This window comes from Citrobacter sp. S-77, from assembly GCF_963864895.1.
In the GTDB taxonomy this organism is placed as follows: Bacteria; Pseudomonadota; Gammaproteobacteria; order Enterobacterales; family Enterobacteriaceae; genus Citrobacter; species Citrobacter murliniae.
The window spans coordinates 764,734-778,000 of sequence record NZ_CAWLWU010000002.1 but is presented as its reverse complement, the minus strand read 5'-3'; the positions used below and the strand labels follow the sequence as shown (position 1 = coordinate 778,000).

At 48.4% G+C, this 13,267-nt stretch carries 11 protein-coding genes; 2 read left to right on the top strand and 9 right to left on the bottom strand.

Translation table 11 applies throughout. From position 1 onward, the window contains the following. Positions 1-4 precede the first annotated feature (4 nt). From AACS05_RS04305 to proB, 6 genes are all read right to left on the bottom strand, one after another. Positions 5-2,497, bottom strand: a complete 2,493-nt coding sequence (locus AACS05_RS04305) for a CS1-pili formation C-terminal domain-containing protein (RefSeq protein ID WP_045449459.1) — start codon at positions 2,495-2,497, stop codon at positions 5-7. A gap of 58 nt (positions 2,498-2,555) precedes the next feature. After that, the gene (locus AACS05_RS04300; protein ID WP_045440260.1) at positions 2,556-3,233 is read right to left on the bottom strand and encodes an EcpB family pilus assembly chaperone; all 678 of its coding nucleotides are present in this window, start codon (positions 3,231-3,233) and stop codon (positions 2,556-2,558) included. 52 nt (positions 3,234-3,285) lie between these two features. Next, a complete protein-coding gene (ecpA, locus tag AACS05_RS04295; RefSeq protein WP_045440258.1) occupies positions 3,286-3,873 on the bottom strand; it encodes a common pilus major fimbrillin subunit EcpA in 588 nt (195 codons plus the stop codon). A 595-nt stretch (positions 3,874-4,468) separates the two neighbouring features. Continuing rightward, positions 4,469-5,188, bottom strand: a complete 720-nt coding sequence (locus AACS05_RS04290) for a Crp/Fnr family transcriptional regulator (protein ID WP_045440256.1) — start codon at positions 5,186-5,188, stop codon at positions 4,469-4,471. A 280-nt stretch (positions 5,189-5,468) separates the two neighbouring features. Then, positions 5,469-6,722 carry a glutamate-5-semialdehyde dehydrogenase gene (gene proA / locus AACS05_RS04285; RefSeq protein ID WP_045440254.1) on the bottom strand — a complete coding sequence of 418 codons (1,254 nt, stop codon included), beginning with the start codon at positions 6,720-6,722 and terminating at the stop codon, positions 5,469-5,471. 11 nt (positions 6,723-6,733) lie between these two features. Beyond that, positions 6,734-7,837, bottom strand: coding sequence for a glutamate 5-kinase (gene proB / locus AACS05_RS04280; protein ID WP_045440251.1), 1,104 nt, complete (start codon positions 7,835-7,837; stop codon positions 6,734-6,736). 290 nt (positions 7,838-8,127) lie between these two features. Between proB and phoE the strand changes: the two genes are divergently transcribed. Beyond that, on the top strand, positions 8,128-9,183 hold the full coding sequence (phoE, locus tag AACS05_RS04275; RefSeq protein ID WP_045440249.1) for a phosphoporin PhoE: 1,056 nt from the start codon (positions 8,128-8,130) through the stop codon (positions 9,181-9,183). 56 nt (positions 9,184-9,239) lie between these two features. Here phoE and crl read toward each other — a convergent pair whose 3' ends face one another. From crl to gpt, 3 genes are all read right to left on the bottom strand, one after another. Further along, positions 9,240-9,641 carry a sigma factor-binding protein Crl gene (gene crl / locus AACS05_RS04270; protein ID WP_045440244.1) on the bottom strand — a complete coding sequence of 134 codons (402 nt, stop codon included), beginning with the start codon at positions 9,639-9,641 and terminating at the stop codon, positions 9,240-9,242. A 57-nt stretch (positions 9,642-9,698) separates the two neighbouring features. Further along, a complete protein-coding gene (frsA, locus tag AACS05_RS04265; RefSeq protein WP_045440242.1) occupies positions 9,699-10,943 on the bottom strand; it encodes an esterase FrsA in 1,245 nt (414 codons plus the stop codon). Positions 10,944-11,043: 100 nt separating this feature from the next. Then, positions 11,044-11,502 (bottom strand): xanthine phosphoribosyltransferase, encoded by a 459-nt coding sequence (gpt, locus tag AACS05_RS04260; protein ID WP_003031380.1) that lies wholly within the window; start codon positions 11,500-11,502, stop codon positions 11,044-11,046. Between the two features lie 261 nt (positions 11,503-11,763). Here gpt and pepD point away from each other — a divergent pair, with 261 nt between their 5' ends. Then, a complete protein-coding gene (gene pepD / locus AACS05_RS04255; protein ID WP_045440238.1) occupies positions 11,764-13,221 on the top strand; it encodes a cytosol nonspecific dipeptidase in 1,458 nt (485 codons plus the stop codon). Positions 13,222-13,267: the final 46 nt, after the last annotated feature.

Sequence of the window (13,267 nt, the reverse complement as noted above, 5' to 3'; positions counted from 1 at the left end):
TTTATTACCTCTGCGCCATCGTGGTTTGCGTTGCACATTTCACATCACCAACCCACGCTGCACCGCGTGTTTTTTCCAAATCGAGATCGGCTTCGCATATGCTGCCATTGGCTGAAATTAACGTAATGACCGGATACTTCTTATCGATATCGATAGCAAACTCACCCTTTTCATCCGTACGCGTTTTACCGATGTGGTTATGGATATCGGTATTTGCAGCCAACTGCCCATTGGGGTAACGAATACGCCCGAATACGGTGACCATGCTTTTCACTTCAGGGTTGATAACACCCACGTTGCCCGGATATAGCGTCAGTTCCTGCTTACGCCCTGAAACAATATCGAAGCTATCTTCAGAGTTTTTATCATTGAGGATCTCCAGCTTGTACCGAGCATAAGGCGGCAGTGCAATGAAATTTGATTTGCCGCTGAGAATATAATTACGGTTATTAATCTTCGCAGCCAGTTTCCCCTCGCCGGTCAAATCTGTTTTCACAATGACGCCAGACCGCTGCCTCTCTTTACTCAGACCAAAATCTTTACCTGCCCACGCCAGGGAACCTTGAGAAGAGAAGTTCATATTGGTGGAGTTGTCTGCGGAACGCGTTACCGATACGGTGCCTGCGTTATATTTCGTGTCATAACTCAGATTCCCGTTTATAGAGTAATTGTTATCGTAATACTGTTCACCACTCAGACGTGTTGATGCCGACAATCCGACCGACTTAATGGGGCCTTCAGCATACTGCTTTCGTGCACTGAGATTACCCTGGGTGCTGCCATAGCGATCCCGGGAGACCCCCATGCTCAACCACGAAGCCAACGGTAACGATAAATCCAGGCTGACATAACGTTCCTGACGTCCATCGTCATTTCGGTTGTTGTAGTAATAGCGTTGAATACCTGCACGTAACCCAACCGAGGCATATCTGCCAGAATAAAGGGTTGTGCTGTAGTCCAGGTTACGGTATTTATTTCCCGAGTAACGATTCTCCGTCTGACTAACAGTAAGCGAGCCTCCATGAGGAATAAACTTTCCGAGGTTAAGAGTTCCACCAATGGAATAATTGTCACGCTCCTGCATGGGCAGACGATCGCCAATTTTACTATCTTCACGAGATGCCCAAAGAGAACCATATCCCTCAGGTACATTGAGATTGATGTTACTGATGTTTCGCCATGACGAATCGTTCGCCACCAGCGTCTGATTGCCAATGCTTACGTATTCATTCACATTGAGCGTGACGTCCGTTTCATTGACCATATTATTGTCAAAGCCGTAGATCGTCGATTTCAGACCTAATCCCGACAATATCGCCAGCGTCACCGATGCAGCCCCTCCGGCAATCCAGGTCTGCTCACTGCCCAAATCCCGATAATGGTTACGTTTATAGCTCACACGGTCGTAATCCAGTGAGCCACCAAAAATCTGCCATGAGAGCTGATCAATTCCGGCAGCTTGTTGACGTGCAAAGATTTTATTAACCCGGCTAATACGACTATTAATTGTCCGGCCATTAACCACGATATCTACCGTGACGTCATAAACACCATACGGAAAACGACTGGTATCAATTTCATAGCTGCCCATATTAAAGTTCTGTACGCTGAGCAAACGCCCGTCACGGAATACATGAACTTCACCAGCTGCTGGCAAAAATACGGTGATCGGTGTGAGCGAAAGCGCGGTATTTTCAACAACGGTACTTCCTTTGTTTCCGTAGCTCACGCCATAAATTTTACCGCCATTAAGCGCATTCAGGCTGGCAATCGACTGGACATTCCAAGTGTCCAGCATCCCTAGCGCCAGTCGATACCCTTCATAATCGCGCTCATACATCGCACGGTATAGTTTACTGGTACCATTGCTGTCACCTATGCCGTAGAACGAACCATTAATGTTGATATGGTGTTCACGCAGCGATGTTGTGTTGTCCATCGTCAGATAGCTGCGGGTACTGCTGCCGTTACGATAATCGTTGTAGTAAGAACCAAAGTTATAGTTCAGGACGTTAGAGAGAGAGTCCACGCTGGAAGGTCCAAGCAGACTGCTTCGCGCGACAATCGCTTCAGTTAAGGCATCTTTGCTGACAATCATCTCCAGGTGAAATGAAGAGACATTGAGTTGCAGGCGCGCGTCATCTGATAGCTCTATATTCGTGTTATCATGAAATTTCACATCACGAATTTTTTCCACCATCGCGCGTGTTTTTCCAGATAACACCGCATTATTAGGCAATTCAGCGAGAGTCAGAGCTTTTACTGTAATATTGCCATCGACAAGCGAAATCACCGCATCGGCAATTTTTTGCTGACTTTTCTCGTCAGTCTCGTTGTAACGAATATATACCGGCACCGTCATTCCCTGCTCCAGTGAACGGGCGAAAGCGCTGGGAATAACGTAATTGCCCACTTTTACTGGGGCTGCATGTGAAAATCCTGGTGTCAGCGCAAGAAAAAAACAAATGCTACCGCCGACAATATTTGTTGTTGTCATATGCATCCTTACATTCCGGTATTTTTATTTATCCCGTACAGATGGCTGCTATTGACCATCACTTCACTGTAATAAACTGCTTACCGTGCCAGATACCGATGCGTGAACGACTATTGCTAATGTCGGTAAACTGTAATTTTATTTTCGTACCAGGCATAATGTAATAACGTTCGCGACAGCCTCGCCCCTGATCACGAGCCTTATCCTTACAAGCCCCATAGGCGATCACGCGAAACGAAACATTGCCAGTATTGGTAATAACGTCGCCATTTCGGCTATATTCAAAATGTTCTTTTCGCGGAGCGACCACCAGGATAGTGCCAATTTCAGCTGACGCTGTTGCAACAGCCATTTTATTTGCCCGAGTTTCCGCGCTCTCGGTCACCGGTTCATCTACCCATTGCAGACGATAATAACGCTCAATATCATCTGCTGGCCCTTTATAAAAAAAGCGAAACACATCCTTCGCCTGACCAGGGAGAATTAGATTGGCTGGCGTAGAGAGTAATTCTCCGGAATTAACAGGTTTTATTTCGACACCACCCGCCAAAGGAGATGACAATTGTTTTACCGAAACGCTGACATAACGTGCCGAGTCTGTCGTATTGGTAATTTCTTTCGATAATGAACTCTCAGCAGAAGTCATTATCGATGTGATTTCACCGACATTAATTGCCCATCCGGGAAAAGATGCTACTAACCCTACCAACATTGCTGCCGGTAAATATTTTTTCATGACACCATTCCTGATAAATTCGGGAGAAAAAATTCTCCCGAATTTTTATTGCTTAGGCAGCCGGAGTCGTCCAGGTTGCATTGAACTGTACTTTTACATCACCAGTCCAATAACCGTCCGGCAGTTCAGAGTAATCCGTTACCTGCGTACTACCATTGGAAGTCGCTGACGCGATGGTGAATTTGAAGTTGGATTGATCGCTGACACGGGCGGTGCCGTTATAAGCACCATCAGCCATCAGGCTTTCAAGACCAGAAGTTGAGCTGGAGTTTACCAGGACAGTATCTGATGCATTAGTCAGCGCGGTGCCATTCCATGCCACCCCTACGTTCAGTGTAGAAGCATCACCACTGGCGTTGGTCAGAGTGTTGCTAATGATCTGAGCTGTCAGCTCAAAATCAGTTGCCGTCTCCTGACCCTGAATGGTCACATCAAAAGCACCGTCTTGAGAGTTGAAAGCATTCAGTCCTTCAGCATACTGGAAAGTCAAAGAGTTCAGCGGGGTGACAACCAACATGCTGGTGGTATCTTTTGTTGCCGTCGCGTCCCACGAGGCCGTTGCAGAAGCAGTAACATCTGCCATTGCATTTGCCGCAACAAATACAGAAGCCAGAGAGGTTACTAATAATAATTTTTTCATTTTTATCTTCTCCTAAGAACAAACTCACCACCGAGTCTTATTATTAAGTCACTCCAGCGGTTCCATTAATTGCGAGCCAGAATTGCCGCGCCAAAAAATTATCAGTTGAATCAAATAACATCTCAACAAACCCTGAAACGCAAAATTACAAAAAAAATAAGAATTTTCCCGCAAAAAAACTCTCTAAGAAGTTTCCTAAGACATAATTACTCATAACACACCAAATTTCAGAATTATCATCCGAGAAATTAAGAAATGCCAAACAATTTATCTTTTTTATATTTTTGATAAATATCAAAAAGATCATACAAATATAATCCCATCAAAATCCTTACAAAACATAAAGATAATTAACACCTCCATGCTTTCTCTATAATGCTTATTATTTGTTGCAATTATGCTAAATTTTTAACCCAACAAGAAAATTCTCATGAAATATTTAGATGAGGGGGAATATTCTTATAAAAAAGACGATAACCTGTAGGATTAGTATTCGAATTGATAATTATTTCACAAAAATAAAACTAGGAATTTTCCACATAAATAGAATATTCCTAGTGTATCAAGAGATAAATAATGCCCGGCGAAGAGAGATTTAGCTAAAACCTTTTAAACCCAGATAACTATTTATTGTTACTGTGCGTACCCGATGTAAGGTAATCAAATTTTGTTGTTCGAGTGATTTTAATGAGCGGCTGACAGTTTCAATTTTTAGATCGAGATAGCTGGCAATTTCCTCCCGAGAGAATGGCAACTTAAGCGTCGTTTCTGGCCTGCCAATCCGTAAATGCATCTCGTAAAACTCCACCAGGAAAGCAGCAATTCTGGCCTCGGCGTGTTTATTTGCGTAACGCCGCCTTTTATCAACAATGAATCCATTATCCCTGCAGAGAAACTTGATTACTGCCGCAGCAACTGAAGTGTCCTTTTCTGCTACCTTGAACAACCGCGCAATATCAATATGGCATACCTCTGCAGCCGTTGCGGCCTTGATAGTTGTCAAATACGTTCTGCCTTCAACAGCATCCAGCGCCATAATATCTCCCGGAACATAAAAGCGACTGATAAAAACGTTATCGCCACATTCCACGCTGGACTTGCAGTACCCCTCATGAATAACAAAAAACATGTCCGCAGCTTCATCCTGCCGAGCAATTGTGTCACCCGCTTTAAACTTCCTTCTTTTGTCTATTAATCTGTATTCATTATCACGATCAATCGCCGATCCCTTTGGACACAGCGAGCAATGGCGGGGGGGAAACGGGTTGCCGAGCGGCACAACAGGAATGCTATGTTTGTGAATATCCGATTTCACGCAACAACTCCTCATAAAAATGAGACTGATTCTAATAGATCGGACCATGGAAACAATACATGAACCGCAGGTCAGGAAAATTCATGCCTGCGCGAGAAAATTCTGTGAAATATTACCTTTCTGACACAGAGGAGAGCATGGATAAAAATCCGTCTGGATGGGATGATTAATAAAATGCAGAACTGAAAACAAATGCGGGTTAGGGGTAAAAGGTAAAACTAACCGGGCGATGCATTAACCTTGCGAATCAAACGCCTATTTTTGCATCACCCGGTTTCAATTACGCACGAATCGTGTCGTCACCAAAGCCTACCCACTTGTATGTGGTCAGAGCTTCCAGCCCCATCGGGCCACGCGCGTGTAATTTTTGCGTACTTACGGCGACTTCTGCGCCCAGTCCAAACTGGCCACCGTCGGTGAAACGGGTAGAGGCGTTAACATACACAGCGGAAGAGTCCACTTCATTAACGAAACGATCGGCATTACGCAGGGTTCGCGTCAGGATCGCATCGGAATGCTGAGTACCGTGCTCACGGATATGGGCGATGGCATCATCCAGATCGGTAACGATTTTCACGTTCAGATCCAGCGACAGAAATTCATCATCGTACTCTTGCGCTTTTACCGCCACCACGTTGGCAGGTCCCGCTTGCAGTGATGCCAGCGCCGCCTCGTCTGCATGTAACGTCACACCGCTTTCCGCCATCTGCTTGCTCAGCGCAGGCAGAAAACGTTCAGCGATATTCTGATGCACCAGCAGCGTTTCAACGGTATTACAGGTGCTTGGACGCTGGGTTTTAGCGTTAACAATAATCTTCAGCGCCGGTGCTATCTCAGCGCTATCATCAACATAGATATGACAGACACCAATTCCGCCAGTGATTACCGGGATCGTCGACTGCTCGCGACATAGCTTGTGCAAGCCCGCGCCACCGCGAGGGATCAGCATATCGATATACTTATCCATACGCAGCATTTCAGTGACCAGAGCACGATCCGGGTTATCAATCGACTGTACGGCCGCTGCCGGTAAGCCACAGGCTTCCAGCGCCTTCTGAATCACCGCGACGGTCGCCGCATTAGTACGGTAAGTCTCTTTTCCGCCACGCAGGATCGCCGCATTGCCTGTTTTCAGGCACAGAGAGGCCACATCAACCGTCACGTTAGGACGAGCTTCATAAATCACGCCAATTACGCCCAGAGGAACGCGGCGGCGCTCCAGACGCAGGCCGCTATCCAGCAGACCACCATCCATCACCTGCCCTACCGGGTCTGCGAGATTACAGACCTGGCGTACATCGTCAGCGATCGCTTTCAGACGCGCGGGAGTCAACGCCAGGCGGTCAAGCATCGCCTCGCTCAGACCGTTTTCACGTGCCTGATCGACATCCTGCTTGTTCGCACTGAGTATGCTTTCCGTTTGTGCTTCCAGTTCATCAGCAATTTTTTCCAGCACGCGGTTTTTTTCGCGGCTGGAGAGTAGCGCCAGTTTGTATGACGCTGCTTTGGCAGCAATGCCCATTTTTTCCAGCATATGCCTGCTCCTTAACGGGTGATCATATCATCGCGATGGACGGCAACCGGGCCGTATTCATAGCCAAGAATCGCGTCAATCTGTTGTGAGTGGTGTCCGGCAATACGGCGTAGCGCGTCGCTGTTATAGCGGGTAACTCCGTGGGCAATATCACGCCCTTCGAGATTGCAGATACGAATCACTTCACCACGAGAAAAGTTACCTGTCACGCTTTTAATACCTTTTGGCAGTAATGAACTACCGCGCTCCAGAATGGCTGAGGTTGCGCCTTCATCGACGGTAATTTCCCCAGCAGGTGGAGCACCAAAAATCCAGCGTTTACGGTTCTCCAGCGGAGAGGCCTGGGCATGAAAACGTGTGCCGACGGAAATACCTTCCATCACATCGCCAATGACGCCAGGCTTGCTGCCCGCGGCAATAATGGTATCGATGCCGGCGCGGCAGGCAACGTCTGCAGCCTGGAGCTTAGTGCCCATGCCGCCCGTTCCCAGACCAGAAACACTGTCCCCGGCAATGGCACGCAGCGCATCATCAATGCCGTGAACATCTTTAATCAGTTCTGCCTGCGGGTTGGTACGTGGGTCAGCAGTAAACAGCCCCTGCTGATCGGTGAGCAGCAGCAGCTTATCGGCCCCGGCCAGAATCGCCGCCAGCGCCGAGAGGTTGTCATTGTCACCGACTTTAATTTCCGCGGTCGCAACAGCGTCATTCTCATTGATGACGGGAACAATGTTGTTATCCAGCAACGCGCGCAACGTATCGCGGGCGTTAAGGAAACGCTCTCTGTCTTCCATATCCGCACGCGTCAGCAGCATCTGCCCAATATGGATACCGTAAATCGAAAACAGCTGTTCCCACAGTTGAATCAATCGGCTTTGCCCTACCGCCGCCAACAACTGTTTAGAAGCAATGGTTGCCGGGAGTTCTGGATAACCAAGATGCTCACGTCCGGCGGCAATAGCGCCCGAGGTAACGATAACAATGCGATGCCCTGCGGCATGTAACTGCGCACACTGGCGAACCAGTTCTACGATGTGGGCACGGTTCAGACGGCGCGATCCGCCTGTTAACACACTGGTGCCAAGTTTTACCACCAGCGTCTGGCTGTCACTCATGATTCTCTGCCATTCAAAATTGGGGAAAATGATATCAAACGAACGTTTTAGCAGGACTGGCCCCGGTTGCCAACAACCAGCGCACAAAGCATGAAATTTTATTGCGCAGGATCAGCAAGCGTAGCGGCAGACTTTGACGCATTTATTACAAAAATAAAAAAACATCCTTTTTTAAAAATATTCTTACTTTGTCATAAAACGTTCATTCCCGGACGATAAAAACCATCCTGTTTTTAAACGGGGATCACACCCAGAAAAATTTAAGCGCGTACTTTAAATCAGGAATGAAAATGAAAAAGAGCACTCTGGCATTAGTGGTGATGGGTATTGTTGCATCGGCATCTGTACAGGCAGCAGAAATCTATAACAAGAACGGGAATAAACTGGATTTGTATGGCAAGGTAAAAGCCATGCACTACATGACGGATTATGACAGCAAAGACGGCGATCAGAGCTATATCCGTTTAGGTTTTAAAGGCGAAACGCAAATTAACGATCAACTGACGGGTTATGGTCGTTGGGAAGCAGAGTTCGCGGGCAATAAAGCCGAAAGCGATTCAAACCAGCAAAAAACGCGTCTGGCCTTCGCCGGTCTGAAATTAAAAAATCTCGGTTCCTTTGATTATGGCCGTAACCTGGGCGCGCTGTACGACGTAGAAGCGTGGACGGATATGTTCCCGGAATTCGGTGGCGACTCTTCCGCGCAGACCGATAACTTCATGACCAAGCGCGCCAGCGGCCTGGCGACTTACCGTAACACCGACTTCTTCGGCGTTGTAGATGGTCTGGATCTCACCCTGCAATACCAGGGTAAAAACCAGGACCGCGATGTGAAGAAACAAAACGGTGATGGTTTTGGTACTTCTGTGACCTACGACTTTGGCGGCAGCGATTTCGCTATCAGCGGCGCTTACACCAATTCCGATCGTACGAATCAGCAAAATCTGCAAAGCCGCGGGACAGGTGATAAAGCGGAAGCCTGGGCCACGGGCTTAAAATATGATGCCAACGATATTTATATTGCGACAATGTATTCTGAAACACGCAATATGACACCTATTTCCGGTGGCTTTGCCAACAAAACACAAAACTTCGAAGCGGTTGTCCAGTATCAATTTGACTTTGGTCTGCGTCCGTCACTGGGTTATGTGTTGTCGAAAGGCAAAGATATTGAAGGCGTAGGCAATGAAGATCTGGTGAATTATATCGATGTTGGTGCAACATATTATTTCAACAAAAATATGTCGGCATTTGTTGATTATAAAATCAACCAGCTGGATAGCGATAATAAGCTGGCCATCAACAACGATGATATCGTCGCGGTGGGTATGACCTACCAGTTCTGATATAGCATAAAAAATGCCGGATGGGGTTGCGCCGCCATCCGGCATTTTACTGTTCATTATGCCGTTAATTTAACCGGTTCATCCTTAAAATCGTCAGCAGGTTCCAGCGCCAGATTCAGCGACGTTAACAGCCCACGCAATTTTTCATGGAACTCACGCAAGGTGTATTCCAGCCGCTCTACCACTTCAGTCTCTTTAATCGGCACGGCAGTCCAGTTGCCGTCTTTATCAAACAAACCAAACTGGTAGCTGTACGTAAAGCGTTTTTCCTGTGCCTCCAGCTCCATCCACCAGCCCCAGAATTCACGTTTCTCCGGTGCGGGTTTCACGTTGACGCAAACAGCCAGACAATCGAAAAAAAACCGATTATCTTCGCACTGCCCTTCCCGGATGTACGGGCCAAGCGCGGTGAATTTCTTGATCAATCTACTTTTCGGGTGCCCACTCGGTAACGTCATTGCGATCTCCTTAGGTGAAGCAACTGTTTTACCAAATCAATAAAATTTAGCAATCTATTAACACAATCTATGATTGATCCACCCGGTTATTTCTTGCAACGCTTTGTCAAAATTCCGATACACCGGATTGAACGGGATCTCCAGTAGCTTACCGTCAGAAGATGAAGATGCGATTAAGCGAGACTCCTCTTCCGGGCTGAACGGATCGTTTTTCCAGAATCCCGAAAGCATCGGTGTTGGGCAGCGTCTTCCCAGCAGGCCTTGTACTTTTAATGAATAGCGATTTAGCTCAACCCGCAGCGCTTCATCTGAGGCATCGTGCATACCCAGGCGACTGGCCAACACGTCAAGATACATTTCAGGAACAGAAGCCTGACGCTGTGGGTCACTGAGCAGCGCATGAACCACCGGCCCAAGGCAGGCCACCGCTTTCAGGCGCGAAGGTTCAAGATACGCCAGGCGTACTGCCACGTTAGCGCCAAAGCGAAAACCAAACGCAGCTACACGGGTATGATCCACCCACGGAATATTAGGCAGTGCTTTTAAAACATGCTGATGGAGCAGACTGGAATCCTGTGTCAGTTTCCATTTAGATGAGAATCCGACCGAAGGCATGTCCAGCGTCAGCATCGCAATACCACGTGGGGCGAAATAGCGCTCATACAGGGTGTAGTAGTCCGTTTGCATTGAATCCAGACCACCGCACATCAATACGGTCGGGAACGGACCGTCACCTTTTGGCATATGTAAAAATGCCGTGATGGGCGCGCCGCCAGTGACGGCAAATTCCATTTCACGCAGTGTGCCGGGCAAGCGCTGAGCTGCCTCTTCATAGGCGCGATTCGCGAGGGCCTGAGCTTGTTCTGCCAGCTCGTCGCCTTTCAGATGCGGATAAGCAGCAATGTTGTACAGCGTGGATGCGTGCAACCAGTGGCGTCCGCTAATTTGTGGGTCCTGTTCCTGGGCGGCTTTTTGTTGCCAGTCCATCGCCTGCTTTGCCCACTCATATATCCAGTTCCCACCACGGTAACCAATTACCGTGTCGTAGAGCTCTTTATCCGTGCGCTCCGCTTCGCTCATGACGATGCGAGCCTGCACTTCAAGGATTTCACGCGGATCGACACCACGCCAGATCCACATCAGACGGTTAACCATGCGATACCAGTGCGGGATTGTTTTTCCATCCAGAGCAGATTGCACGGACGGCTGCGCACCGTGATTAAAACGACGAACAAGCGTTGACGTTTCAGGGTGTTTGAAGCGGGGTTTAAACAGAACTTCGCTGAGGTTAGCCTGTGACATTCTTGCGGCCTCCATGAATACTCACTAAGGCGCATTGTAACCTGATGGGGCTTAATAAAGAACAACGCCCGGCATGGCCAGGCGTTGAAAGCGTTATTGATTAGCGACCAGAAATTGGCGGGACGAACACCACGCCCATATCCCACGGTTGCTCAATCCAGGTATCCTGAGGGATATCAACTACATAATCATTCACCAGCGGGCGGCCTGCTGGTTTAGCGAAGATGGTGACGAAATGTGCTTTAGGGTACATTTCGCGAATGGCAACGGCGGTACCACCGGTGTCAACGAGGTCATCAATAACGATGAAACCTTCACCGTCACCTTCGGCACGCTTCAGCACTTTCAGTTCGCGCTGGTTATCGTGATCGTAGCTGGAGATACATACGGTATCAACATGACGAATACCCAATTCACGCGCCAGCAATGCGCCCGGCACCAGACCACCACGGCTAACGGCAATGATGCCTTTCCATTGTTCAGAAGGCATCAGGCGGCTCGCCAGTTTACGTGCATGAATTTGCAACATGTCCCAGGTGACGACGTATTTTTCGCTCATGTAAAGTGTCCCAGCCTGTTTATCTACGGCTTAAAAAGTGTTCGAGGGGGAAATAGGTTGCGCGAGATTATAGAGATCTGACGCACTAAAAACCAGTGTTTAGCGGAATCCACGCCTCTTTTTGCATGCTTTATACTACCCGCGAGCAGAGAAAGTGGTATTCTCAATCGCATCTCGCAAGCCTGACTTGTGGTGTTTTTAATTCTGCTAACCCTGTGGCCTGCAAGTCAATTTTGTAGGACATCGCCAAGGAGACTCAACGTGTCTGAACTGTCTCAATTATCTCCACAACCGCTGTGGGATATTTTTGCTAAAATCTGTTCTATTCCTCATCCGTCCTATCATGAAGAGCAGCTCGCTGAACACATTCTGAGCTGGGCCAAAGAGAAAGGTTTTCACGTCGAGCGCGATCAGGTCGGTAATATCCTGATTCGTAAACCCGCTACCGCAGGAATGGAAAACCGCAAGCCGGTAGTTCTGCAGGCGCACCTGGATATGGTGCCGCAGAAAAACAACGACACCGTCCACGACTTCACTAAAGATCCTATCCAGCCTTATATCGACGGCGAATGGGTGAAAGCCCGCGGCACCACTCTGGGTGCAGATAACGGTATCGGTATGGCCTCTGCGCTGGCGGTTCTGGCTGATGACAATGTCGTCCATGGCCCGCTGGAAGTTCTGCTGACCATGACTGAAGAAGCAGGAATGGACGGCGCGTTTGGTCTGCAAGCTAACTGGCTGCAGGCAGACATTCTGATCAACACCGACTCCGAAGAAGAAGGTGAGATCTACATGGGTTGCGCCGGGGGGATCGACTTTACCTCTAACCTGCCGCTATCTCGTGAAGCCATTCCAGCTGGTTTCCAGAGCTTTAAGCTGACGTTAAAAGGTCTGAAGGGTGGTCACTCCGGTGGCGAAATTCACGTTGGCCTCGGTAATGCTAACAAGTTGCTGGTACGTTTCCTGGCAGGCCACGCTGAAGAGCTGGATCTGCGTCTGGTTGATTTCAACGGCGGTACGCTGCGTAACGCGATTCCACGTGAAGCCTTTGCTACCCTCGCCGTTGCCGCAGATAAAGTCGATGCGTTAAAAGCGCTGGTGAACACTTATCAGGACATCCTGAAAAACGAACTGGCAGCAAAAGAGAAGAATCTGGCTCTGTTGCTGGATGCTGTTGCCAATGATAAAGCCGCGCTGACTGCTCAGTCTCGCGATACCTTTGTTCGCCTGCTGAACGCCACACCAAACGGTGTGATCCGTAATTCAGATGTGGCGAAAGGCGTTGTGGAAACCTCCCTGAACGTCGGCGTTGTCACTATGACTGACGATAACGTGCAGATTCACTGCCTGGTTCGCTCGCTGATCGACAGCGGTAAAGACTATGTCGTGAGTATGCTGGATTCTCTGGGCAAGCTGGCTGGTGCAAAAACCGAAGCCAAAGGCGCGTATCCTGGCTGGCAACCGGACGCTAACTCCCCAGTGATGCATCTGGTGCGTGAAACCTATCAGCGTCTGTTCAACAAGACGCCGAACATCCAGATTATCCACGCAGGTCTGGAATGCGGTCTGTTCAAGAAACCGTATCCGGATATGGACATGGTATCCATCGGGCCAACCATCACCGGTCCGCACTCCCCGGATGAACAAGTTCATATTGAAAGCGTCGGCCATTACTGGACGCTGCTGACTGAGCTGTTGAAATCTATTCCGGCGAAATAACTCTCTGTAATACATTGCCGGATGGCGGCGTTAACGCCTCTGTCCG

Excerpts from the sequence above, each read along its gene's own strand:
- AACS05_RS04305 (WP_045449459.1), bottom strand. The coding sequence starts at position 2,497 with ATGACAACAACAAATATTGTCGGCGGTAGCATTTGTTTTTTTCTTGCG.
- AACS05_RS04300 (WP_045440260.1), bottom strand. The coding sequence starts at position 3,233 with ATGAAAAAATATTTACCGGCAGCAATGTTGGTAGGGTTAGTAGCATCT.
- ecpA (WP_045440258.1), bottom strand. The coding sequence starts at position 3,873 with ATGAAAAAATTATTATTAGTAACCTCTCTGGCTTCTGTATTTGTTGCG.
- proA (WP_045440254.1), bottom strand. The coding sequence starts at position 6,722 with ATGCTGGAAAAAATGGGCATTGCTGCCAAAGCAGCGTCATACAAACTG.
- proB (WP_045440251.1), bottom strand. The coding sequence starts at position 7,837 with ATGAGTGACAGCCAGACGCTGGTGGTAAAACTTGGCACCAGTGTGTTA.
- phoE (WP_045440249.1), top strand. The coding sequence starts at position 8,128 with ATGAAAAAGAGCACTCTGGCATTAGTGGTGATGGGTATTGTTGCATCG.
- crl (WP_045440244.1), bottom strand. The coding sequence starts at position 9,641 with ATGACGTTACCGAGTGGGCACCCGAAAAGTAGATTGATCAAGAAATTC.
- frsA (WP_045440242.1), bottom strand. The coding sequence starts at position 10,943 with ATGTCACAGGCTAACCTCAGCGAAGTTCTGTTTAAACCCCGCTTCAAA.
- gpt (WP_003031380.1), bottom strand. The coding sequence starts at position 11,502 with ATGAGCGAAAAATACGTCGTCACCTGGGACATGTTGCAAATTCATGCA.